Source organism: Streptomyces sp. NPDC005181 (assembly GCF_040608395.1).
In the GTDB taxonomy this organism is placed as follows: Bacteria; Actinomycetota; Actinomycetes; order Streptomycetales; family Streptomycetaceae; genus Streptomyces.
In genome coordinates this window covers 19,272-42,596 of record NZ_JBEXID010000049.1, presented here as the reverse complement: position 1 = coordinate 42,596, position 23,325 = coordinate 19,272, and the positions used below count along the sequence as shown (strand labels likewise).

The 23,325-nt window shown below is 69.9% G+C and carries 20 protein-coding genes and 2 pseudogenes; 10 read left to right on the top strand and 12 right to left on the bottom strand.

Annotation, left to right across the window (positions count from 1 at the left end; genetic code table 11):
• Positions 1–109 precede the first annotated feature (109 nt).
• Together ABZV38_RS26520 and ABZV38_RS26515 are read right to left on the bottom strand one after the other, a co-directional pair.
• Positions 110–1,534 (bottom strand): wax ester/triacylglycerol synthase family O-acyltransferase, encoded by a 1,425-nt coding sequence (locus ABZV38_RS26520; RefSeq protein ID WP_356330908.1) that lies wholly within the window; start codon positions 1,532–1,534, stop codon positions 110–112.
• Between the two features lie 167 nt (positions 1,535–1,701).
• Positions 1,702–3,768, bottom strand: a complete 2,067-nt coding sequence (locus ABZV38_RS26515; RefSeq protein ID WP_356330906.1) for a SpoIIE family protein phosphatase — start codon at positions 3,766–3,768, stop codon at positions 1,702–1,704.
• A 228-nt stretch (positions 3,769–3,996) separates the two neighbouring features.
• Here ABZV38_RS26515 and ABZV38_RS26510 point away from each other — a divergent pair, with 228 nt between their 5' ends.
• From ABZV38_RS26510 to ABZV38_RS26485, 6 genes are all read left to right on the top strand, one after another.
• Entirely contained in the window at positions 3,997–4,500 is a 504-nt protein-coding gene (locus ABZV38_RS26510) for a cyclic nucleotide-binding domain-containing protein (protein WP_356330904.1), read from the top strand.
• 152 nt (positions 4,501–4,652) lie between these two features.
• Positions 4,653–4,781 carry a hypothetical protein gene (locus ABZV38_RS26505; RefSeq protein WP_356330941.1) on the top strand — a complete coding sequence of 43 codons (129 nt, stop codon included), beginning with the start codon at positions 4,653–4,655 and terminating at the stop codon, positions 4,779–4,781.
• A gap of 5 nt (positions 4,782–4,786) precedes the next feature.
• Positions 4,787–5,008, top strand: coding sequence for a hypothetical protein (locus tag ABZV38_RS26500; protein WP_356330902.1), 222 nt, complete (start codon positions 4,787–4,789; stop codon positions 5,006–5,008).
• A complete protein-coding gene (locus ABZV38_RS26495; RefSeq protein WP_356330900.1) occupies positions 5,005–5,514 on the top strand; it encodes a DUF1990 domain-containing protein in 510 nt (169 codons plus the stop codon). The genes ABZV38_RS26500 and ABZV38_RS26495 overlap by 4 nt, the downstream gene beginning before the upstream one ends.
• 38 nt (positions 5,515–5,552) lie before the next feature.
• Positions 5,553–6,989, top strand: coding sequence for a lipase maturation factor family protein (locus ABZV38_RS26490; protein WP_356330898.1), 1,437 nt, complete (start codon positions 5,553–5,555; stop codon positions 6,987–6,989).
• Positions 6,990–7,061: 72 nt separating this feature from the next.
• Positions 7,062–7,229, top strand: coding sequence for a hypothetical protein (locus tag ABZV38_RS26485; protein ID WP_356330896.1), 168 nt, complete (start codon positions 7,062–7,064; stop codon positions 7,227–7,229).
• Positions 7,230–7,313: 84 nt separating this feature from the next.
• Here ABZV38_RS26485 and ABZV38_RS26480 read toward each other — a convergent pair.
• Positions 7,314–8,228: pseudogene (locus tag ABZV38_RS26480) on the bottom strand (alpha-L-fucosidase); the annotation flags it as partial.
• A gap of 24 nt (positions 8,229–8,252) precedes the next feature.
• Here ABZV38_RS26480 and ABZV38_RS26475 point away from each other — a divergent pair.
• Positions 8,253–8,612: a hypothetical protein gene (locus tag ABZV38_RS26475; protein WP_356330894.1), complete on the top strand. Its 360-nt coding sequence runs from the start codon at positions 8,253–8,255 to the stop codon at positions 8,610–8,612.
• 307 nt (positions 8,613–8,919) lie between these two features.
• Here ABZV38_RS26475 and ABZV38_RS26470 read toward each other — a convergent pair whose 3' ends face one another.
• Together ABZV38_RS26470 and ABZV38_RS26465 are read right to left on the bottom strand one after the other, a co-directional pair.
• Positions 8,920–9,093 carry a hypothetical protein gene (locus ABZV38_RS26470; RefSeq protein ID WP_356330892.1) on the bottom strand — a complete coding sequence of 58 codons (174 nt, stop codon included), beginning with the start codon at positions 9,091–9,093 and terminating at the stop codon, positions 8,920–8,922.
• A 277-nt stretch (positions 9,094–9,370) separates the two neighbouring features.
• Entirely contained in the window at positions 9,371–10,855 is a 1,485-nt protein-coding gene (locus ABZV38_RS26465; RefSeq protein WP_356330890.1) for an SDR family NAD(P)-dependent oxidoreductase, read from the bottom strand.
• A 185-nt stretch (positions 10,856–11,040) separates the two neighbouring features.
• Here ABZV38_RS26465 and ABZV38_RS26460 point away from each other — a divergent pair, with 185 nt between their 5' ends.
• Positions 11,041–11,919, top strand: a complete 879-nt coding sequence (locus ABZV38_RS26460; protein ID WP_356330888.1) for an RNA polymerase sigma factor SigF — start codon at positions 11,041–11,043, stop codon at positions 11,917–11,919.
• Between the two features lie 102 nt (positions 11,920–12,021).
• Positions 12,022–12,477 carry an ATP-binding protein gene (locus tag ABZV38_RS26455; protein ID WP_356330886.1) on the top strand — a complete coding sequence of 152 codons (456 nt, stop codon included), beginning with the start codon at positions 12,022–12,024 and terminating at the stop codon, positions 12,475–12,477.
• A 44-nt stretch (positions 12,478–12,521) separates the two neighbouring features.
• Here the strand turns inward: ABZV38_RS26455 and ABZV38_RS26450 are convergent.
• The 3 genes and pseudogenes from ABZV38_RS26450 to ABZV38_RS26440 form a co-directional block, all read right to left on the bottom strand.
• Positions 12,522–14,884 (bottom strand): annotated as a pseudogene (locus tag ABZV38_RS26450) (GH92 family glycosyl hydrolase).
• Positions 14,885–15,031: 147 nt separating this feature from the next.
• Positions 15,032–16,312: a PA14 domain-containing protein gene (locus tag ABZV38_RS26445; RefSeq protein WP_356330884.1), complete on the bottom strand. Its 1,281-nt coding sequence runs from the start codon at positions 16,310–16,312 to the stop codon at positions 15,032–15,034.
• A gap of 333 nt (positions 16,313–16,645) precedes the next feature.
• A complete protein-coding gene (locus ABZV38_RS26440; RefSeq protein ID WP_356330882.1) occupies positions 16,646–17,356 on the bottom strand; it encodes a (2Fe-2S)-binding protein in 711 nt (236 codons plus the stop codon).
• A 232-nt stretch (positions 17,357–17,588) separates the two neighbouring features.
• Between ABZV38_RS26440 and ABZV38_RS26435 the strand changes: the two genes are divergently transcribed.
• Positions 17,589–18,692 (top strand): DMT family transporter, encoded by a 1,104-nt coding sequence (locus tag ABZV38_RS26435; protein ID WP_356330880.1) that lies wholly within the window; start codon positions 17,589–17,591, stop codon positions 18,690–18,692.
• Positions 18,693–18,751: 59 nt separating this feature from the next.
• Here the strand turns inward: ABZV38_RS26435 and ABZV38_RS26430 are convergent, their stop codons facing one another.
• The 4 genes from ABZV38_RS26430 to lepB all read right to left on the bottom strand — a co-directional run bounded on the left by ABZV38_RS26430 (position 18,752) and on the right by lepB (position 23,192).
• On the bottom strand, positions 18,752–20,020 hold the full coding sequence (locus tag ABZV38_RS26430) for a transglycosylase family protein (protein WP_356330879.1): 1,269 nt from the start codon (positions 20,018–20,020) through the stop codon (positions 18,752–18,754).
• Positions 20,021–20,147: 127 nt separating this feature from the next.
• A complete protein-coding gene (locus tag ABZV38_RS26425) occupies positions 20,148–21,527 on the bottom strand; it encodes an ROK family transcriptional regulator (RefSeq protein WP_356330877.1) in 1,380 nt (459 codons plus the stop codon).
• A gap of 164 nt (positions 21,528–21,691) precedes the next feature.
• Entirely contained in the window at positions 21,692–22,294 is a 603-nt protein-coding gene (locus ABZV38_RS26420) for a WHG domain-containing protein (protein ID WP_356330875.1), read from the bottom strand.
• 94 nt (positions 22,295–22,388) lie between these two features.
• Complete coding sequence (gene lepB, locus ABZV38_RS26415; RefSeq protein ID WP_356330873.1) at positions 22,389–23,192, bottom strand: signal peptidase I; 804 nt, start codon at positions 23,190–23,192, stop codon at positions 22,389–22,391.
• Positions 23,193–23,325 lie beyond the last annotated feature (133 nt).

Sequence of the window (23,325 nt, the reverse complement as noted above, 5' to 3'; positions counted from 1 at the left end):
CCTCCCCGATGATCGTCAGTTCTGCACAACGAATATTCATCGGATCACTTGGGCACGTCAACTCCCCGAACGCCCTCACATGCCGCTCGTACGGCGAAATCTGTCCGATCTATAGGTGAGCGCCTTCCGACAGGCGGGTGCTCTGGTCCGCCGGCAGCATGGCGAGCAGCTCACGCAGCTCGTCCTCGGCGCAGCGGGCCAGCTGCTCCAGGTCCGGGACCGCCTTGCCGTCGGCGACCAGACCGATGTGCACCTGGCCGCCGTACGTGGACATGGCGACGGCCAGGGACTGACCGCGAGCCAGCGGCGCCATCGGATAGACGGCCTGCAGCGGGCAGCCGCCGAGCGAGAGCGCCGAGCGCGGCAGGGGCACGCTGGTGACCAGGACGTCGAAGAGCATCCGGGCCGCGCTTCCCGCCAGCGGGGCGCCGAAGCGGTGCGCCAGCGAAGGCAGTTGATCGGCGAGTACGGCGACAGCACCCGCGCCCCGTAGCGGTCCGGCGGCCTTGTTGCGGTCCATGGCCCTGCGGACGGCGCGCAGCCGCTTCCACGGGTCGCCCTCGGAGACGGGGAGGCCCAGCAGATAGGCGGAGAGCCGGTTCCCGGTGGCAGCGGTGGCGCCGGGCCTGCGCCGGGAGACGGGGACGAGGGCGCGTGGATCGGCGTCGGGCAGCTGCTCGCCGCGCTCCAGCATCCAGCGGCGGAGCGCCCCGGCGACGACGCCGACCAGGACGTCATTGGTGGTGCCGCCCGCGATCCGGCGGATCCGGCGTACGGCCTCGGCGTCCAGGTCGGTGGTGGCCAGTCGCCGGGTGCCGCTGGAAGTCGCGGTGAGTGCGGGGGCGCCGCGCAGATCGAGGCGGCTGGCCCGCACGACGGACGCGCCGACGCCGAACGCCCGGCTGAGATCCTCGATCCGGCCCAGCGCGAAGCCGGCCACCTGGCGCGGCCCCGGCATCCAGGATCTGGGTGGGACCGGGCGCGCCAGGCGGGTGCTCGCGCCGCCGCGGGCGCGGGCCCCGACGGGGGCGATCTCGTCGAAGATCCCGGCGCCGATGGCGACCGCGCGCATTCCGTCGGCGAGCGCGTGATGCAGTTTCACGAGCACGGCGAAGGGGCCGGCACCGGGACCGCTGATGACGTACATCTGCCAGGGGGGCAGCCCGCGTTCGAGAGGCTGCTCCATCAGCTCACCGGCGAGCCGGGTGGCCCCGGCCATGAACCCGCCGCCGGCCGGATCCGCCTCGCCCTGGGGCAGCCGCACGCGCTGGACGTGCCGGTACACGTCGAAGTCCTTGTCGACGGACCAGGCGGCGCCGCCGACCGGCAGCAGGACGTCCCTTACACGCATACGCAGCCGGGGGATCGCGGCCGCGCGGGTGCCGAGCAGCTGAAGGACCGCCTCCGCATCGACGCCGGGCGCGGGGGCGGGGGGCGGCGAGAAGACGGCGAGCGCGCCGAGATGCATCGGGTGCGCATCGGATTCGAGGTGCCAGAAGGCCAGATCGAGAGGTGCCAGTAGCTCAGTGCCCAACGGATCCTCATGTCATCGAAGACAAAGATTGCCGGAGTCAACGACTGCCGCAGTCGCAGTCAATCGCCCTCGATCGGTTACGGTCAAGTACAGACATGTTACGTTCTGTTACTGTCGGGTAGTGTCGCCCGCTCCCTCCACCGGCCCAGCCCCCTCCGTCGGCCCGGTCACCTGCGCTCCGGAATGACGAACTCGCACCACACGCACTTGCCGGTGCCGCGGGACTCCACGCCCCAGGCGTCCGCCAGCCGGTCCACCAGCATCAGGCCGCGTCCGGACACCCCGGTCCCGCCCGCGTCCCGGCGCCGCGGCAGCGCACTCGACCGGTCCTCGACATCGACCCGCAGCCGCCGTTCGGGCCCGGTGAGCACCCGAATGGTGACGATCGCCCCGCCGTCGGTGTGGATCAGCGCATTGGTGATCAGCTCGTCGGCGGCCAACTCCACCTCGTCGGCCTGTTCCTTCGCGCCCCAGGCCCGTACCGCGGCCCGGATCATGTGCCGGGACGAGCTCAGCGCCACCGGGTCGTTCTGAGCGACATCCTGCTGGAGCCGGCCGCCCGGATGGGGCGCGTGCGCGGCCTTGCGGCGCAGCAGCAGCACCGCCACGTCGTCCTCGCCGCCGCACTCGTCGACTTCCTCGCAGAGCTGGTCGGCCAGAGCCTGGAGATCCTGCGGACCGTTACGGATCAGGGCTGTCAGCAGCTGCATCCCCTCGTCGAGATCGACGCCGGGCAGCTCCACCAGGCCGTCGGTGTACAGCACCATCGTCTGGCCCGGGTCCAGCTCCACCGTGCTGACCGGGTATTCGAGCCGTCCGAACTCGGCCGAGAGGCCCAGCGGCAGCCCGCCCTCGGCGGGCATCCTGCGGCAGCTCCCGTCGATGTCCCGGACCAGCGGATCGATGTGGCCGGCCCGGACCAGCTGCATGACTCCGGTGGTCAGATCCACCTCGACGTAGGTGCAGGTCGCGAAGCGGTCGGTGTCGAGTTCGTGGAGGAAGACCGAGGCCCGGGCCATGACCGCGGCCGGGCTGTGCCCCTCCGCCGCGTAGGCGCGCAGCACGATACGCAGCTGCCCCATGACGGCCGCCGCGTGTGTGTCGTGGCCCTGTACGTCCCCGATGACGGCCCCGACCCGGCCGCCGGGCAGCGAAATGACGTCGTACCAGTCGCCGCCGATGTCCCGCCCCTGCCGGGCCGAGCGGTACCGGACGGCGATCTGCGCGCCCGGCACCTCGGGGATCCGGCGCGGCAGCATGGCCTGCTGGAGCCCCTGGGCGAGGTCGTGCTCCTGCTCGTACAGCATGGCCCGCTGGAGACTCTGGGCGATGGAGCTGCCGAGTGCGACCAGCAGATTGCGTTCGTCGCCCGCGAAGCCGTCCTTGTCGCTGTAGAGGAGTCCGAGTGCACCGATCGGCCGGGCCTGGGCGATCAGCGGCAGATAGGCGGCGGAAGTGATGCCGAGACCGCTGATGTGCGGCCACAGGATCGGGTACGAGCAGGCGAAGTCTTCGGCGGACTCGATGAAGCGGGGCGTGAGCGTACGGATCACTTCGCTCATCGGGTACGGCTCGTCCGTACGGGTGTATCGGGTGCCCGGCACGAAGGACCCGTCGGGGCCGTCCGCGACGAGATGGATGCGCCCGGCTTCGATCAGCCCCACGACGAGGCTGGTCGCACCGAGGTGGGCCAGGCCTTGTGAGTTCTTCAGTACCTCGATGACGTCCTGGACGGTACGGGCGTGGGCCAGGGCGGCCGTGGTGGTCTCGACCAGGCTGGTGCGGCGGCGCCGCTCCTCGTCCAGCTCGCGGCGGGCGGTGGAGTCGGCCAGCTCCTGGGTGGCGTCCCGGACGATGCCGATGATGCGGTGGGGGCGGCCGGTCTCGTCGCGGCGGATGAAGCCCTGGGTGTGGGTCCAGCGCAGCGTGCCGTCGCGCCGGAGTATGCGGAAGTACGCCCCGTAGGTGATCTGCCCGCTCTTGAGGGCCTGCGACACCATGGCATCGAGGCGTGCGGCCTCGTCGGTCGGTACCCGAGGGCCGAGACTCTCCGGCCGGTCGTCGTATTCGTCGACGCGCAGGTCGAACACATCGAGTGCGGGCCGGTCCATGTGCATGAGACCACTGTCGAGGTCCCAGTCGAAGCTGCCCATACGGTTCAGGGCGAGGCTGAGATCCGGGTGGGCGGGCCAGTCGTCCGGGAGTGACAGGGCACCCGCAACCCGATCATCCATGCAGGTCACTTTGCCATTAATTGTCCGATTCTTCGAATGGTCGCAGTCGGTGGCCGACACGGGGCCCGGGTGCCGGGCCCCCCTTCACGCGCCGAGCACGGCACGGCTGGTGCCGCGCGCCCGAGCGGCGGCGCAGAAGAGCGCATATCGTTCACTAGAGGTGATGCGCCGGTGCGGCTGCGGTCCACGTGCGCAGCACCCCGGAATCCGCCGTGGACGGAGGACGGAATGTCAACGGCCAGGAATCTGCTGGACGCGCTCCCGCCCGAGGGGCGAGCGCGAATGCTCAGCGAGACCGCCCGCGAGGTTTCACTGCCCGTCGGCACCAGGATCTTCGAAAAGGGCCGAAGGGCCGACCGCTTCTGGATCATCCGGTCCGGTCAGGTCGAACTGAACCTCCATGTGCCCGGTGGTCGCGCGGCGGTGATGGAAACGCTCGGCCGCGACGAACTGCTGGGCTGGTCCTGGCTGTTCCCGCCGCACATCTGGCATCTCGACGCTGTAGCGATCCACCCGGTGGAGGCCGTGGAGTTCGACGCCGCGGCCGTCCGCGCACTGTGCGACGACGATGCCGAGCTGGGCCGAACGGTGTACAAGTACGTCGCGGAGACCGTGGCGGCACGGCTGCGCGGGACCCGGACCCGACTGCTCGCCCTGTACGGTCCGCAGTCCGGCAACCCGGCGGGCGCGGGCGAAGACCCGGATACCGGCCTGGACTTCGCGGACATCTGACGCGTCGCGCACGGCCGCACCCGACCCGCCGTCCCGCCACCCCCTGTTGACGCGGGCACGCACCTCCGACCTCCCTTCTTGAACGCGTTCAGCAAAGGCTCTAGAGTCGGCGCAGGCAAGCACTTGAACGCGTTCAAGACGGGGGATGTGCCGTGTCCGTTCTGGTCGACCTGATCGTGATGCTGGGCATGCTGGTCGTCCTACCGGCCGGGCTGCGGCTGACCGGCGCGCCCGGGCTGGACCCGATCCGCCGCCTATGGCCGCTCTTCGCCGTCCGCTGACCTGGATGGCCGCGACCCGCGGTCTCGGCAACGCACTGGGCTTCGCACTGTGCTCGGTACTCGCCTGGCGGCGGTTCCAGGGCCGTCCCGAGCAGGCGCTTGCCGGACAGGACCCGCCCGAGCGCCCCTGTACCGATCATCCCCGTACCGACCCGGCCGGCACCGCCCCGGCACTCGCCGACCCCGCCCTCACCGACCTCACCGACCTCAGAGGCAGGACGTCATGAGTACCCTCACCTATCCCGAGGTCGGCGCCACCCGGCTCGGCCCGCTCCCCGACGGCTACCACCATCTCCACCACCGGGCCGCGGTGGGCCGCGGCCGCGCCGACTTCGAGGCTGCGGGCGCCGCCGTCACCGAATGGCGCATGCACCGCACCTCCGGCACCCGGGTGCAGGCGTCGACGGCCCGCGCCGAGGCCGGGACCACCGTGCGGGTGTCGGTCGCCCTCGGCCCGTTCCGGTTCACCGCGCCGTGCGAGGTGGTCTGGACCGCGTACGAGAAGCAGCGCATCGGCTTCGGCTACGGGACACGTCCGCATCACCCCGAGTGCGGTGAGGAGTGCTTCGTGGTGGACCTGGCGGACGACGGGACCGTGTGGTTCACCGTGCTGGCGTTCTCCCGTCCGGCCAGCTGGTACGCCCGGCTCGCCGGGCCGCTCGTTCCGGTGGCCCAGCGATGGTATGTGCACCGGCTCGGCACCGCACTGCGCCGGATCGTATCGGCGGGCTGAAGCGGCTCAGCCGCTCCCCAGCGCCGATACTGGACGTGATGGAGTGGTTCACCGCAGATGGCTACTGGCTCAGCAGGCTGATCTTCCAGCGGGCTCTCGCCGGCATCTATCTGGTCGCCTTCCTCGCCGCCGCGCTGCAGTTCCGGGCGTTGATCGGCGAGCGCGGCATGCTGCCCGTGCCCGAGTTCCTGCGGCGTACGGACTGGCGGGACACCCCCGGCCTCTTCCGCCTTCACTACTCCGACCGCTTCTTCGCCGCCGTCTGCTGGACGGGCTGCGCCGTCGCGGTCGCGCTGATCGCGGGGGTGGACTCGTACGTTCCGCTGTGGGCCGCGATGCTGCTGTGGCTGCTGCCCTGGGCGCTGTATCTGTCTATCGTCCAGGTCGGCCAGGTCTGGTACAGCTTCGGCTGGGAGTCGCTGCTCCTGGAGACCGGCTTCCTCGCCGTCTTTCTCGGCAACGGCGATACAGCTCCGCCGGTCCTGGTGCTGTGGCTGCTGCGCTGGGTGCTGTTCCGGGTCGAGTTCGGCGCCGGACTGATCAAGATCCGTGGCGACGAGTGCTGGCGCAGACTGACCTGTCTGGACTTCCACCATGAGACCCAGCCGATGCCGGGCCCGCTGAGCTGGTTCTTCCACCGGCTGCCGAAGCCGCTTCACCGGGTCGAGGTGGCGGCCAACCATGTCACCCAGCTCCTCGTCCCGGTGCTGCTGTTCGCCCCGCAGCCGGTGTCGAGCGCGGCCGCCGGGCTGATGATCGCCACCCAGCTGTGGCTGGTGCTGTCCGGGAACTTCGCCTGGCTGAACTGGGTGACCATCACCCTCGCCCTGTCCGCCGTCGACTGGTCCCTGGTGGCCACGCCGCCCGCACAGTCCGCCCCGCCGCTCTGGTACGAGGTGGTGGTCATCGCCGTCACCGCGCTGGTCGTGGTGCTCAGCTACCGCCCGGCACGCAACCTGATCTCCCGCCGCCAGGTGATGAACCGCTCCTTCGACCCGCTGCATCTGGTCAATACGTACGGTGCGTTCGGCAGCATCAGCCGAGTCCGCCTGGAGATCGTGGTCGAGGGCACCGACGAGCAGCTGCTCCACCCGGGCACGGCCTGGCAGGAGTACGGCTTCCACGGCAAGCCGGGCGATCCGCGCAGGCTGCCGCGCCAGTTCGCCCCGTACCATCTGCGGCTCGACTGGCTGATGTGGTTCGCGGCGCTGTCCCCTGCGTACGCACAGTCCTGGTTCGGCCCGTTCGTGGAGCGGTTGCTGGAGAACGACCGGGACACGCTGCGGCTGCTGCGCCACAACCCGTTCCCCGATCTCCCGCCCACGCACATTCGCGCCAGGGTGTACCACTACCGGTACACGACCTGGCGCGAACTGCGGGCCACCGGATGCTGGTGGCACCGCACCTATGTGCGGGACTTCATCCGGCCCGTCTCGCTCGGTCCCTCGTTCCTCAGCCCGACCAGGCGACCTTGAACACCCAGGCGTGCTTCCCGGTCCTCCGGCCGCCGGTACGTCGATCACCAGCGAGCCGCCCGTGGTGCGCCAGTGGAGCGGCCGGTCGTACCCGAGCAGGGTGACCCGGTCACCGCTGCGGATCGGCACCGGGGCCTCGACGGTGAGGGTGGCGCCGGGCTGCGCCAGGGAGTGGATGTAGAAGGCCTTGTCCGGCCGGACGGTGAACCGCAGGTCCTCGCCGAGCTGCGGCATCCGTGACCAGTACGTGGTCCCGTGGATGGCTTCACCGTTGGTCTTGAGCCACTCCCCCGTCTCCCGCAGCCGGCGCTGCATGATCTTGGGGATCGTGCCGTCGGCCTTCGGCCCGATGTCGAGCAGGAAATTGCCGTTCTTGGAGACGATGTCGACGAGCGAGTGCACGACCTCCTCGGTCGTCATGTACTTCTCGTCGGGTGTCAGGGCGTTGTAGCCGTACGAGAACGGGTCGAGGCCCCGGCTGGACTCCCATTTCGCCGTGACGATCTGGTCGTACGTCGTGTACTCGGGCGTCGTGAAGTCGTGCGACCCGATCCCGGAGCGGTTGTTGACGGTGACATCGATGGGCCGGGCCCGGTTCTTGGCGTGGTTGAAGTACTCGGACAGCACCCGGTGACTGTCGTTGTCGCCGCCGATGTCGCACCAGAGGATCTCGGGGTCGTACCCGTGGACCAGCTCCAGCATCTGCGGACCCTGGAACTCGGTGACGTAGTCCTTGCCCGCCGTGTATCCGGCGTACGGGACGGGCTCCAGGGTGTACGGGTTGCGCGGGGCGTGGCCCATCCAAGGGTGGTCGGGGTTGAACCACTCGGGCATCGAGAAGTACAGCCCTCGGTGCAGTTCCGGGGTGTAGCGGCGCGAGGCGTCGAAGAGCTCCTTGATCAGGTCGCGCCGCGGCCCCATCTTCACCGCGTTGCGGTCGGAGAGCTTGGTGTCCCAGAGCGCGAAGCCCTCGTGATGCTTGGACGTGAGGACGTGGTACCGCGCTCCCGCGTCCCGGAAGAGCTCCACCCAGGACCGGGGGTCGAAACGCTCGGCGCGGAACTGTGGGATGAAGTCGTCGTAGTTGAAGGACTCGCCGTACGTGTCGCGGTGGTGGGCGTACGTCGGGTTGTTGGGGTCCTGCATCTGGTTCCAGTACCACTCGGCGTACTGCGTGCCGACCGGCGCCCAGGCAGGCACCGAGTAGACGCCCCAGTGGATGAAGATGCCGAATTTCGCCTCCTGGAACCAGTACGGCGCCTGGTGGCTGGAGAGGGAAGTGTCGGTGGGCTGGTAGTCGGGGACGCCGAGGGTGAGCGAGCGGCGGACGGTCGCCGCCTGCTGTCCACGGCCGCGCGCGACAACGTTGCCGTCCTGGGCGGTGCCGGGTGCGGTGCCCGGCCTGCTGCGGATGCCGATCCGGACGCAGACCTGGTCGCCGGGGGCGAGCCGGGTGATGCGGGCGGGTTGGACGGTACGGGCTCCGGGGACGTCCACGGAGACACTGACACCATCGGCGGCGAGGACGGCGACGGTGCCCGCGTTGACGACGGTGGCCTCGACGCTCTGTGCGCCGGAGTACGGCTCCGGTACGCGGGGCCGCATCGGCGGTGGCGGGGGTGAGCAGGGCGGCGCCGAATGCCGCCCCTGCCGTCATTCCGAGTACATGGCGTCTGGGAAGTTCGGTCATGACGTCCGATGATTGGAGCATGGCGAGGACATGTCAATGACATTTTCCAGACAGAACGAAACTTCTTCCCCATAACCATCGGATGACTGGATGGACCTGCGGTCAGGACGAGTGCGGTCCGCCGGCACTGCCGAACTGCCCACACGCAGAAGCCCCGGCTCTCCATGGTGGCGGAGGGCCGGGGCTTCTGAGCTGACGGACCGTGGCGAGTGATCGGGCCGCGCGGGTCGGGCCGGAGGATCAGTCGATGCCCGGCAGGATGTGCGGCTCGGCGAGATCATCCTCGTAGCCGGCCAGCCGGATCGGTGCGGACCTGGCCCAGACTTCGATGTTCCGGAGCTTTTCGGGCCGCTTGGCCCGCTCTCCGTGCCGCTCCGCCGGTCGCTTCTCGTGCTTCGTCAGTTCTGGTGTCACCGCGCACTCCTTTGTGTCACGTCACCCCGGGCGGCGCCGAGCCTCCGGCCAGTAACCGGAAATCGACTGCCCATAAGGGGCAGGGGCAGGAACAGTTCGGTCGCGGTGGCGCCGGGTGTGGGTCGGGGACGGCGGCCTGGTTACAGACCTGTCCCAGGACGGCCGAGGAGGTTTCGTGGATCCCTTGGTGGCGTCCGTACACATCAGACTAACCAAATGAGCGCGTCCGCGCTCGATGGAATGCGTGCGGTGGGTCACTTTCGGACAACCGGGTGATCTACCAGCCTGCGGGCGCGTAGTCCTTGAGGAAGCAACCGAACAGATCTTCGCCCTCTTCGCCTCGCACGATCGGGTCGTAGACCCGGGCGGCGCCGTCGACCAGGTCGAGCGGGGCGTGGAAGCCTTCCTCGGCCAGGCGGATCTTGTCGGGGTGCGGACGCTCGTCGGTGATCCAGCCGGTGTCGACGGCGGTCATCATGATGCCGTCCTTCTCGAACATCTCCTGGGCGCTGGTGCGGGTGAGCATGTTCAGCGCGGCCTTGGCCATGTTGGTGTGCGGGTGGCCCGCGCCCTTGTAACCCCGGCCGAACACGCCCTCCATCGCCGAGACGTTGACCACATAGGCGCGCTTGGCGGCCGTCGCGGCCATCGCCGGGCGGAGCCGGCTGATCAGGATGAACGGCGCGGTGGAGTTGCAGAGCTGGACCTCGAGCAGCTCGATCGGCTCGACCTCTTCGACCGTCTGGATCCAGCTGTTGGTGTGATGCAGGTCGGGTACGAGACCGCCCGCGTCGATCGCGGTGCCGGCAGCGATCCGTTCCAGGGACGCGGAGCCGGTGACCAGGGCGAGCTCGGTGACGTCCTGCGCGGTCAGGCCCTCCTTGCGGGCGGCGGGCAGGGCCGCGACACGGTCGACCGAACCGCTGCCGAAGGTGCCGATGACCTCGGCGGCGGGGAGCTCGCCCGCAGGCAGCGGGGCGGATTCGGCACTCACCAGTTCGCTGTACGCCTGCGGGGAGCGGCGCACCGTCTGCGCAGCGTTGTTGATCAGGATGTCCAGCGGTCCCTCGGCGGCGACCGAGTCGGCGAGGGCGACGACCTGGGCGGGGTCGCGCAGGTCGATGCCGACGATCTTCAGCCGGTGGATCCACTCGGCGCTGTCCGGCATCGCCTTGAAGCGGCGGATCGCGTCGTTGGGGAAGCGGGTGGTGATCGTGGTGTGCGCGCCGTCGCGCAGCAGCCGCAGCGCAATGTACATGCCGATCTTGGCGCGACCGCCGGTGAGCAGCGCCCGGCGCCCGGTGAGGTCGGTGCGTGCGTCGCGGCGGGACCGGTTCTCCTTGGCACACTGCGGGCAGAGCTGGTGGTAGAACGCGTCGACCTCGACGTACCGGGTCTTGCAGATGTAGCAGGACCGGGGCCGCTGGAGTATCCCGGCGAGCTCGGCACCGGCCGAGGAGGACGGCAGGACGCCCTGGGTCTCGTCGTCGATGCGTTCGGCCGAGCCGGTGGCGGTGGCTTCGGTGACGGCCTTGTCGTGCGCGGTCTTGGCGGCCCGGCGCTCCTGGCGGCGGCGCTGCTTCACGGTCCGGTAGATACCGGCAGTGGCGCGGCGCACGGCAATGGCGTCCGGGTGGTCGACCTCGATGGCGTCCAGTTCGTCGAGCACGCTCAGGCAGACGGCCAGCCGCTCCGGGTCGATACCGGGACCGAACTCCTCGATACCGGGAGCGAACTCCTGGCTGTCCTCTGTCACCGTCATTGCCGTTCCTCTGTCATGTGTCATGGGGTCGCTGGTCACGGGCAGAGCGCCCCGATCAAGTCTGCCATGCGGCGGGTGCTGCTCCGTTCGCGTGAAGCGGTGCGTGCGAGGTGAGAAAGGCATGACTTCGCAACGACCGGGCAGGAGCGCGTCGACAGCAGTCGGGTGCAGGGGAGGACGACGTCATGGCAGCCAGGTCCGCACGGACGACCGAAATGGTGGGCGTACCGGCACAACGGATCGAGCAGACCAGTGGGCTGCCACTGGTCGAGGACGCCGGCAGCGTCGCACCGAGCGATGCCCGCGCACTGTCGAAGCTGTTCTTCGACCGTCTCCGGGATCTGGAGGAAGGGACGCACGCGTACGCGTACGCCCGCAACACCCTGATCGAGATGAACATCTCACTGGTGCACTTCGCCGCGTCCCGCTTCCGCAACCGGGCCGGTGACGACGCCGAGGACATCGTGCAGGTCGGCACGATCGGTCTGATCAAGGCGATCGACCGGTTCGACCTGTCCCGGGACGTCGAGTTCGCCACCTTCGCCGTGCCGTACATCGTCGGCGAGATCAAGCGGTTCTTCCGTGACACGACGTGGGCCGTCCATGTGCCGCGGCGGCTGCAGGAGCTCCGTGTCGATCTGGCGAAGGCCAAGGAGCGGCTCGCACTGGAGCTGGACCGGGATCCCACGGTGAGTGAGCTCGCCGCGGATCTGGAGCTGTCCGAGGACGAGATCATCGAAGGCCTGGTCGCCGCCAACGGCTACGCGGCGGGATCCCTCGACACCCACGCGGTCGACAGCGACCACGGCAAGGACCGGCGCACATTCGCCGATGTGCTGGGTGCACCCGATCCGGGCATGGAGAGCGTCGAGAATCTGCATGCGCTGGCGCCGCTCCTGGCCGAGCTCGACGCGCGCGAACGACGGATCGTGCAGATGCGCTTCGGTGCCGAGATGACGCAGTCGCAGATCGGGGCGGAGCTGGGGGTCTCCCAGATGCATGTGTCCCGGCTGCTCTCCCGGATCGTGAAACGGCTGCGTACCGGTATGTGCGTCGTCAGCTGAACCGGGTCGTCCACTTCTGCCTGGAGTGGGACCGTTCGCCGTGGGTAGGCGCACGGCGAGACATGGTCACCGACCGTCCCTGCGTCGCCCTGGCTGGAGCACATGAACGATCAGGTCACCCTGCGGCCGGCCGGCCGCCCGTACGGGCACCGGCCCACGGAGGTGCTCCACAGCGCCGCGGCCTTCGACGGCGAGCCCGGCTGCATCGCGCAGGCCCGGGCCCTCGCCGACGAGTTTCTGGCGCGGCTCGCGGCCCAGTCGCGGACGGGGTTCGGCGAGCGCACCCGGGGCGATCTGATGCTCGCGGTCAGCGAGCTGGTCACCAATGCGGACCGGTACAGCCAGGGCCCGTATCTGCTGGAGCTGGAGGGCACCGCCGAGCGGGTCAGCGTCACGGTGTACGACAGCAGCTCGGCACTTCCGCTGTTCTGCTCCCCCGACCCGGCCCGCCCCGGCGGTCACGGCATGGAGATCGTCATCGCGCTGTGCGACCGGCTGACCGCCGAGCGGGTGCCGGTGGGCAAGCGGATCCGGGCCGAGTTCGAGCTCAGCAGCTGAGCTGTGGGGCGGGCGGGACGCCGCCCGCCCCACGACCATGCCGGTCAGCCCAGAGCGGGCGGAGCGTCCGCGGGCGAGGCGCCCCATGCCGAGGGCGCGCTGCCCACGGTGAGGGCGAGCGACCGCGCCGAGCGGATGTCCTCCGTGGTGAGGTACGTGCGCGACTGCGCCGCGCCGTCGATGGTCGCCGACTGGATGTAGCGGTTGGTGTCCGACGCTCCGGGCGCGCTCACCGTGAACGAGCCGCGCGGGTAGTAGCGGCGGTCGAGCGTGAGATCCACACGCGCGAAGGCCGGCGTGGACAGACCCCAGGTGTCGGTGCCGGGCTGGATCGGGAAGACACCGATGGAGGAGAGCACCATCCAGGCGGACATCGTGCCGAGGTCGTCGTTGCCCGTCATGCCCGTCGGGGCGTCGGTGAAGAGGGTCAGCGCCGCGTGCACCACGTCGGTGGTCTTCCACGGCTGCCCGGTGGACAGATAGGTGTACGGGGCGATGAGGTCGGGCTCGTTCTGCGGGTTGTACTTGTCGGCGTTGTAGTACGCGTACGGGCCGTTGACCCAGACCTCACGGGCGGTCTTCGCGGGATCGGCGAGCAGCTTGTCGTACGCGAAGAAGGAGTCGAGCCGCTGATTGGCGGCGTCCTTCCCGCCGATAAGGCCGACCATGCCGGGCAGGTCCTGCGGCACGAGCCACTGGTACTGCCAGGACGTGCCCTCGTGGAAGCCCTCGCTCTGCGCCGGGTCGGCGGGGCCGGTGAAGGCTCCGGAGGCGTCGCGGGCGCGGAAGAAGCCGGTCGAGGAATCGAAGATCTTCCGGTAGTTCTGGGCGCGGTCCTCGTACCGCTTCGCGTCGGCGTCGTGGCCGAGGTCGCGGGCCATCTCGCCCAGCATCGCGTCGGAGAGGGCGTACTCCAGGGTGGCGGAGGCACCGTGGTCGAAGTCGGAGTCACCGGGCTTGGCGTGCGGACGGTTCCCGATGTACGGGGCGAACCCGTCCTTCAGATACTGCACGTCGGCTTCGCGGCCGACGGGCGCGGAGTCGGTGGGCGGGACGCCGTCGGCGTTCTTCTTCAGAGCGCGGTACGCCTCCTCCTCGTGTCCCTTCAGCAGCCCCTGCTGGTAGGCATTGGTGAGGAACGGGGTGACGGGGTCGCCGGTCATGATGTTCGTCTCGACCGTGCCGTAGCCCCACTTGGGCAGCCAGCCGCTCTCGGCGTCGATCCGCAGGACCGAGATCGCCATGTCACGGGACTCGCGCGGGGCAAGCAGCGAGAGGAGCTGGGCCTGGGTGCGGTAGGTGTCCCAGAGCGACCAGTTCTGGTAGTAGGTGAAATCCCCGTCCGCAGCAACAGCGCGGTGGGTCTTCTGGTCCCAGCCCGTGTAGCGGCCGTCGACGTCGCTGCCGACGTTCGGGGCGAGGAAGGAACGGTAGAGCGAGGAGTAGAAGGTGCGGCGCAGCTCGCCGCTGCCGCCCTGCGCCTTCACGTCGTCGAACCGGTTCTCCCAGGACTGCTGGGCGGCGCGCTCGACGCGGTCGAAGGTGCGGCCGCCCTCGGCGCGGAGGTTGAGTGCGGCGCCCTTGGCGTCGACGTGACTCAGGGCCGTGGTGGCCTCGACGGTGCGATCGTTGCCGGTGTCGAAGCGCAGCCAGGCGCCGTTGCGCTCGCCGGCCGCCGAGGAGACCTTCGAACCTTCGGTGACGGTGTCGCCGCTCCAGGTGCCGAAGGTGGTGAACGGCCGGTCGAAGCGGGTGATCGTGTAGACGGTGTAGGGCTTGGTGTCCTGGCAGAAGCCGCTGCCGGTGATCGCGGTCCGGACGGTCCGGTTGTCCAGGATCTCCACCCTCGAGGACAGCATCCGGTGCAGCGACTGGCCCGCGTTGAGTAGGACGTTGGCCTTGTCGGTGGCCGGGAAGGTGTAGCGCTGCACGCCGGTGCGCCTGGTCGCGGTGAGCTCGGCGCCGATCCCGGTCTTCAGCCCGACCTTGTAGTAGCCGGGGCTTGCCTTCTCGTCGTCGTGGCTGAACTCCGCTGCGTACTTGGCGTAGTCGGTCTGCGTGATGTCCCGGTGGTGGGCAGCGTCGGCAGGTCGCCGCCGAGTCCGCAGCCGACGCCGGAGAGATGGACGGCGGAGAAGCCGCGTATGTGGTTCTCGGCGTAGTCGTAACCGGTGTTGTGGCCGGTGTCCGGGGAGAGTTGCACCATGCCGAACGGCACGGATGCGCCCGGGTAGGTGTTGCCCTCGTTCTGGGTGCCTATGAACGGATCGACCAGATCGGTCAGTTGCCCTGCTGGACGGGGTGCGGCCTGGGCCGTGGCCCCGGTGGTGAGGACACCGCCGAGGAGCGCGACGGCGGCGAGTACGGCCGCCGGGCCTCGGAGTCTCGGCCGTGGGGTCCGGTGCATCCGTGGGATCCCGTGCATGGGGCACTCCTCCTTGGACAACGTTGTCAGAGCGCGATCATTCTTGGTTCCCCGGTGATCCGCGTCAAGGGTGCGGACGCGAACGTCCGGCCCGCCCCGGGCAGGGGCGGACCGGAGAACTGTCACAGGTCAGGCGGTGGGGCATCCCGCCACGACCGGGTTGGACGCGTCGCGGACGAGCGCGTCCTGGGCCGCCTTGATCCGCTTCATGTCGGGTTTGACGATCCGCCGGTCGTAGGTGAGCAGTCCGTTCAACTCGCCCTCCACGTCCGAGATCTGGGTGTAGACGGCGCCGCTGCTGCCCTTGCAGGCGAGCTTCCGCACCTCGTCGAGTCTGGCCAGATAGTCGTCGGTGTACGTGGCCGGGTCGACCGCGATGTACGACTGCTGCACGGCCCAGGCATGCCCCGGCACGGCCAGGCCGAGCCCGCCGTACTCACCGCTGACCAGGGCACGTTTGCCGTCGGGCTGCGCAAGCGCCGGGCTCGGGTAGCCGTGCGCGTCGGCGATGTCACCATTGCCGCCGTCCACCGCACCGCAGCAGTTGAGGCCGCTCATGTTGTTGACGAGCCGGGTCGGGTCCCAGGACTTGGCCTGGTCGGCGATGCGCGCCTGGTCGTACTGGCCCCAGCCCTCGTTGAACGTGACCCACATGACGACCGACGGATGGCTGGAGTGTTCGTCGATCATCTCCTTCATCTCGTGCTCGTACTCGGCGCGGGCGGCGGCGGACGGATTGACGGTGTGGTTGGCGAGCTGAGCGGGCAGAGGCGCAAGCTTCTGCGCGACGTCCAGCTTGAGGGTGCGGCCGTCCGCGAGGACCGTGGCGGCGATGGCCCCGTCGTACGCGAAGTCGTCGGGCAGCCGGAAGGCGGACTGCGGTACCGGCTCCTTGGTGCCACCGGGGTCGGTCCACTTCAGATGCAGGTTGGAGCCGCCCTGGTGCTCGAAGAACTCGATCTTGAGGTCGTACGCCTGACCTGCGGTCAGCTCGACCGGTTGCGAGGTCTGTTCCTTCTCCCAGTCGTCGACCCAGTGGTCGATGACGGGCTTCCCGTCGATCCAGAGACGGAATCCGTTGTCCCCGATCATCGAGAAGACATGGGCACCGGTCTTCTCCGGCACGATCTTCCCGGTCCACCGGACGCTGACGTTGTCGGCCTGCCCGGTGGCCGAGCTCAGGCGCGATTCGAGGGTGAGGAAGTCGATGTCCGGGTCGAATCCGGTGGCCTTGAGCTGACCGAAGTCGAAGGCACCGGGGGCGGACTGAGTGTAGTACTCGCCCTTCAGACCATGCACGCCGACGGGACTGCCGGGGTCCGAGGCCGCGGACGCGGCAGGCACGGCGGACAGGCCGGCGGCGGCGAGAGCGGCGGCGAGAAGCAGGACAACTTTCTTTCTGATGCGCACGGATCCTCCTTGGTGAGGAAGGGTGGCGGCTCGTTGCAACAGGATGTACAACGTTGGAAGGAACGACAGTTGGCATGACAGCACGGCACCCGTTCGACTGTCCAGGTGCATGACAACCCGAAGGAGAGGGGCCGGCCAGGAGCCTCGGAACGCTCACAGCGGACCGGCCGACAAGACGGCCGCGCCGCATCTCAGGCTGCCGTCCCCCGGTCGCCCGGCCTCGTCGTCCATCAGGCCGGCCCGATGGACGACGAGGCCCGCGCGGTCCGGCCCGCTCCTGTCAGCGCCGCGGCCGACTCCGCCGAGCGGCATCTCGCCGACGGCCGAGGGCGGTCATGGTGCGAGCGACTGAGCGGAACCGCCCGGCCGGCGGTCGAAGACGCAGTCCCCGCAGAGGCCGCCGCCCGGGCACCGGTAGTAGAGGCAGCAGCTGTTCCGGCGGAACGCCGGGGTGTGCGGAGTCCCGGTGGTCCGCAGGTCCGGGTGGTCGAAGAGTTCGGCGGCCAGGGCGCGGGCCCGGTGCGCTGCGTCGGGGCGGTGGTGGGTGCGGGCCCAGGAGGTCAGCTCGCGCAGCGCTCCGGCCAGGGCCGAGCCCGCGTTGCCCCAGAGCAGCCGGGGTGCGATGTGTCCGTCCCGGTGGATCGCTTCGGCGAGCGGTACGAGGTGGCCGTACTGGACGCACTCGCGGATGCGGTCCGCGGTGCCCGGCAACGTGTGCGCGGAGTCGAGCCACAGGTCGTCGGGCGCGGGGTGCTGCGGTTCCCAGTGGAGTGCGGCCGGGGAGAGGTCCGGGAAGCGGCCCGAGAGGGCGGCCGGCCCCAGGGCGGTCGACCAGAGGCGGGCGGCCAGCCCCAGGTGTGCGACGGACGCGGCGACCCTGCGTTCAGGGGTACGGAGCCGCGCGGCGACCGTATCGATGCGGGCCGTGAGCGGCGCCGTCTCCCCCGCGTACAGGAGGGCCAGCGGGCGGTGCGCACCGCCGGGCACCGGCGTTCTCCGCAGAGCGAAGAATCCGCCCACCGACTCCGCCTCGGCCTGCTCCATGCACTGCTCCTTCACGGCTTCCCCGGTCACTCGTGGTGACGACCGGACACCCTGGGGGCCACGTCTCACCATTCACCGTATCCGTGCGGGATGATCGTCCTGAGACTCGGCAGGGGGAGGACTACCGTCGGGAGGAGGACACAAAAACCACTCCCCTACTACCAAAGCAGTACGTCGGAACGCCGTCTCAAGGACGACGACTCGGCGGCTTTGAAGGGCCATCGTGGTGTACATGAGCTCCCTTGCACTGTCCGTGCTGTTGTCACTGATTTCCGCGGTCGCCTATGCGGCCGGGGCGATCGTCCAGGAGCGCGTTGCCACGGCCGGAGACGGCCGTTCGTTCGCCCCTCTGCGCAACCGCGTCTGGTGGGTGGCGGTGGCGTCGAACGGCGTGGGTGCGGTGTTGCACGTGGTGGCGCTGGCGTACGGCCCGCTCAGCCTGGTGCAGCCGCTCGGTGCGCTGACGATCGTGTTCGCCCTGCCGATGGCGGCCCTCTTCGTACGCCGCCGGGCCGGAGCGACCGCCTGGCGTGGCGCGATCATGGCGACGGTCGGTCTGGCGGGTCTGCTCGCCCTCACCGGCAGCAAGGAGTCGCACACCCTGGGCGGCCCGCAGCAGCTGATGCTCGCGACCGTGACGTTCGGTGGGGTGGCGCTGCTCCTGCTGAGCGCGAAGGGCATGCGGCCACCGGTGGTACGGAGTGTGGTCCTCGCCGGGGCCGCCGGTGTCGCCTTCGGTATCGCGTCGGTGTTCACGAAAACGGTGGCGATGCAGTGGACGTCGGGGTCGGTGGGCGCGGAGTTGCCCACGCTTCTGGTGATCGCCGCTCTGGCGTCGGCCGGACTGCTGCTGTCGCAGTCCGCGTACCGGGGCGCCGGCCTGACCGCACCGCTGGCAACAGTGACCGTGGTCAACCCGGTGATCGCCTCGGCGGTCGGCATCACGTTGTTCGACGAGCAGTTCCAGCACGGCACGACGGGCGCGTTTCTGGCGCTCACCTGCGGTGTGGTTGCCGCGGGCGGGCTCATCATGCTGATGACGGAGCGGCTGGGCGCGGAGCAGAGCGAGGGGCAGCGGGTGCTCCCGGTCGGTCTCGATCTCCCGGTGATTGCCGCGGAGGGCGCCGGGGGCGCTGCGGAGTCCGAGCCCGCGCTGGTCGTTCCCCTGGAGCCCGCAAGGGCCACGGCCGTCGGGGCGGGCCCGCCCGCCGCCGCTGCCGCCGAAACGTTTCCTGCGCCGCTCCCGCTGACTGTCACGGTGCCGCTGGAGCGGCGACGGGTAGGTCACGTCGACTTCGGCCCCGCACGGCGGTCGCCCGCCGGCTCGGGACGGTGAGGTGCGTTGTCCGGCGAGGACGGTGAGGCCGGCGATCCCACGGAGCTGCGTGGGACCGTTCAGACGTTGACGCCGCCCGCTCTGAGGTAGGACAGCGGATCGACGTCGGAGCCGTAGCCGGGTCCCGTACGGATCTCGAAGTGCAGGTGCGGTCCGGTGACATTGCCTGTGGAACCCGATCGCGCAATGCGCCGGCCGCCGCTGACGTGCTGACCCTCGCGCACCAGAAGTGCGGACAGGTGGGCGTACTGGCTGTACTTGCCGTCGCTGTGCCGGATGACGATCTGGTAGCCGTACGCCCCCGCCCAGCCTGCCGAAACGACCGTGCCGGGGGCCACCGCCTTGACCGAGGTGCCGGTGGGGACGGGGAAGTCGACGCCCGTGTGATAGCCACTCGCCCAGGAGCCGGACTGGTGGTACGCGGTGCCGACACGGGTCGCCGACACCGGCGCGACGAGCCCGGAGTGCTTCTCGGCCCGCTCGGTCTTCTTCGGCTGTGCCTTCGCGACCTGGTGCGGCGTGGTTGCCTGGTGACTCGGTTTCGCGGGCCGGTGCGGACGGACCTTCTGCTTGGGCTCGGCCGACCGGCCCGGCTTCGCGGCCGGCCCGGTTCCGCTCTTCGGCGCGGCCTTCGGGGTGTCGGCCACATCCAGGGTGAGCCGCTGGCCCGGGAAGATCAGATCAGGGTCGTCGCCGACGACCTTCCGGTTCGCCGTGTAAAGGCGCTGCCAGCCGCCCTGCACATGCTCGGTCGCCGCGATCCCGGAGAGGGAGTCGCCGCGCGCGACGGTGTACGACTCGCGCTTGCCGGACACTGTGGTCGGGGTGGCGGGCGCGGAGGTCTTCTTCGTCCTGGGGCTCGCCTTCCTGGGCGTGGAGGTCGTTGCCGACGAGGCATCGACGGGACCGCCGGTCCGTTCCGACCGCGGCGTGGTGTCGGGGGCATCGCCGCCCCGCGTCAGGCCCGTCCTTACGGAGCAGGTCGGCCAGGCACCCGGGCCCTGTGCCTCCAGCACTTTTTCCGCGACGGCTATCTGCTGCTCCCTGGTGGCCAGATCAGCACGTGGGGCATGGACCGTGCCGCCGTAGGCCGCCCAGGTCGACCGGGTGAACTGCAACCCGCCGAAGTAGCCGTTACCCGAGTTGATGTGCCAGTTGCCTGTGGACTCGCAGGCGGCGACCTTGTCCCAGACATCGGCCGATGCGGCGCCCGCCGAGGCGGCGGTGACGAAGGGGAGCGCGATGCCCGCGCCGCCCGCCGTGACCGTGAGCGAGGCGCGGTTGATGCGGCTCGGCTGGTATCTGCGGTGTCGTCCGTTCGCGGCCATGAATTGGCTCCCCCACTGGCAGTAGGACACGTCGCAAGCGGTCAACTTAGGGGCAGACAACGGGTGATGACAAGGCAGTGGCCGAGACCCACCGGTCACCGGCGGATCAGGGACCGCAGTACGGGCGTCATGGTGCCGGGGAGCGGTGGCGGTTGCGTACGACGTCGGTTGCCGTGAGGAGCCGGGCCCCGGGCACGTCCGGTGGCGTGCCCGCCGCAGGGCGGCTGCCGCCCCGTGCCAGGAAGTCGGCCAGCGGGAGCGTCGCCGCGCCGAGACTGACCGCGTCCGGTCCCAGTCGGCCCAGATCGATCGTGGTGCGGGCCGCCGGATGCCGGAGCGCGTACTCCTGCGCATGCCGGCGGATGTCCGGAATCAGATGTGGTCCGATCAGCAACCCCGCCCAGCCGCCCAGCAGAACGCGTTCGGGCAGGAACAGGTTGACGAGGTCGGCCAGGGCCGCACCCAGGCATTCGGCGGTCTCGTCGAGAATGGAGAGCGCGACCGGGTCGGGTTCCGGGCCGTCGGCATCGGGGTACGCGGCGGCCAGGAGCGCTGCCAGCGCGGTTTCGTCGTCGACGTCGCGGGGCAGCGGGCCGCCTGCCTCGTGCCAGCGTTCACGCATGGCCTGCGCACCCGCGTACGCCTCCAGGCAGCCGATGGACCCGCAGCGGCACCGGCGGCCGCGCAGCTGCACCGTCGTGTGGCCCCATTCCAGCGCCATGCTGCTGCGGTCCTCGTCGAGGATGTCGCCGCGATTGACGCAGGCGCTGACACCCGACCCGATGAGGGCGATCGCCGCGGCGGTCGCGCCGCGGCCGCCGCCGAACCACATCTCGGCCTGGCCCAGCGTCTTCGCGCCGTTGTCGATGAACAGCGGGACTTCGGGCGGTACGTCGACCGCGTCACGCAGCAGCCGTTCGAAGGGAACATCGCGCCAGCCGATCGTCTGGCCGTGCACGACGGCGCCGACATCGCCCGGTGCGCGCCGCACCCCGCCAACGGCCCCCTCGCGGCTGCCCCGCTCGACGATGCCAGGCACCCCGATACCGATGCCGAGCAGCCGTCGCGCAGGGACATCCGCATCCGCTCCCGCGTCCCGCAGAACGTCCGCCACGCCGCTGCCGACATGGGCGACGATGCGCTCGACGTCGTAGCCGTCCTGGGCCAGCAGCCTTTCCGTGCGCGCGAGTTCGGTCAGCGACAGGTCGAAGAGCTCGACGCGGACCCGCGTCTCGCCGATGTCGATGCCGATGAGAAGTCCCCCGCCGGGCGCCACGCGCAGCAGCGTGCGCGGACGGCCGCCGTCGGAGCCGACGATGCCGGCCTCCTCCAGGAGCCCCTCCGCGGCAAGCTCCGCAACGACGTTGCTGATGGATCCTGAACTCAGCCCGGTGGCGGGTCCGAGCTCCTGTCGGCTCAACGGCCCGTCGAAATACGTCCGTTGCAGTACTCTCGCCCGGTTGGCCCGCCGCAGGTCGCGCACGGTCCGCCTGGTGCGCTCGGCCATGTTTTCCTTCCCTTCACGGAATCAGGCCCGTCGACCGGGCGCACAGAACGGGTGCGGCCGCCCCGTTCAGCCGATGTCGTGCAGCACGGGACGGCACGCCGCGCACCTCGTAGGGGAAGGTCGCTCCGGGCGCGTGCAGACGGCCGGTGCGGGCCGAGGTCCGCTCATCCATCGTTCTCCCCGCCCTCCCCGCGCCGCTGTGCGGACGGCCAGCGCTCCAGCACGATGTGCAGCGCCTCGACGCACTGCTGCCAGGACGCCTGCACGTCGCGGGGGGCACCGAAGCCGCCGTTGGCCTCCAGGGCGCTGTAGCCGTGGAAGGTGCTGCGCAGCAGCCGTACGGCGTCCGTGAAGTCGGGCTCGGACAGGTCGTAGGCGCGCAGCATCGCGTAGATGATCTCGATGGTGCGGTCGAACGCGGTGGATGCGGCGGCGACGGCGGGATCGAGCCGGATCTGGGTCGCCGCGTACCGACCCGGCCGTTCCAGGGCAAAGGCACGGTAGGCGTCGGCGAAGGCGACGAGGGCGTCCCTGCCGGCCCGTCCGGCAACCGCCGTGCCGAGCCGGTCGGCGAACTCCCCCGCGGCCAGCAGCGCGACCCGGGTGCGCAGGTCCTGCACGCTCCTGACATGGGAGTACAGGCTGGCGTCCTTCACCCCGAAGCCGCGCGCCAGCGCGGACACGGTGACCTTGTCGAGACCGATGGAGTCCGCCAGATCGGCCGCCGCTTCCACCACGCGATCGGTCGTCAGACCAGCGCGAGCCATCCGCCACCTCCACCGGATCAATGGAGCCTAGGCTACTGCCTAGGGCCTCTAGACGGACTCCTGATATGCGCAGGCGCTCACGCTCACTGCTTGTCTACTGCTCGAAGGTGTCGGGGACGGACAGCCAGTCCCATCGCGTGACCGGCCAGGCGATGGTGAAGGCGCGGCCGACCACGTCGTCGACGGGTACCGCACCGCCACCCGGGTTATTTCGGTGGTAGCGGGAATCCGCCGATGACTGACGGTGGTCGCCCATCACCCAGATATGTCCCTGCGGAACAGTGATCGTGAATTCGGCATCCGAGCTGCACGGAGTGTTGCCGGGGAACACGTAGGGCTCGTCGAGGGCCTTGCCGTTCACCTTGACCGGGCCGGTGCCCTTGCACTCGACGGTGTCTCCTCCCACCCCGATCACCCGCTTGATCAGGTCCTTCTCGTCCGCCGACGGCATCAGGCCGATGAAGGACAGCACCTCTTGCACCGGGTTCGCACGCGAAGCCGGGTCGGTCGGCAGCCAGTTGCCCGGGTCGTGGAAGACCACGACCTCCCCGCGCCCGGGCTGTGAACCGAACCAGGGCGTGAGTTTGTCGACCAGCACACGGTCCCCGGGCTGCAGCGTGTTCTGCATGGACTCCGAGGGGATCGAGAAGGCCTGGGTCAGGAACGTCTTGATGAGCAGCGACAGCACCAGCGCAACGCCGATGAGGAGGGGCAACTCCACCCAGAAGGAGCGTCGTTCATTCTTCCGTCGGGGCTGCTCGGCAGGAGGTTCGCCCTCCGCGTCGCTCGCATTGCGCGCTCCGACCTCTGCTTCTGTCACGCCGCCCCCGCTTCGTCGCGGCACGCCTCGGACGGCTGCCGCACGCCCCGTCCGCAGCCCTTGTGAGGCCGGGACCATTTGTCAGTGCTTCGCGACCACTCTATGGGCAACACGCTTCAGGTTTTAGCCGTCCCGACCAGGCATACCGCGCTGAGGATCTTCCGTACCGCCTCCGTGAACGGACGGCGGCACCGGCGCACCACCCGCTCGG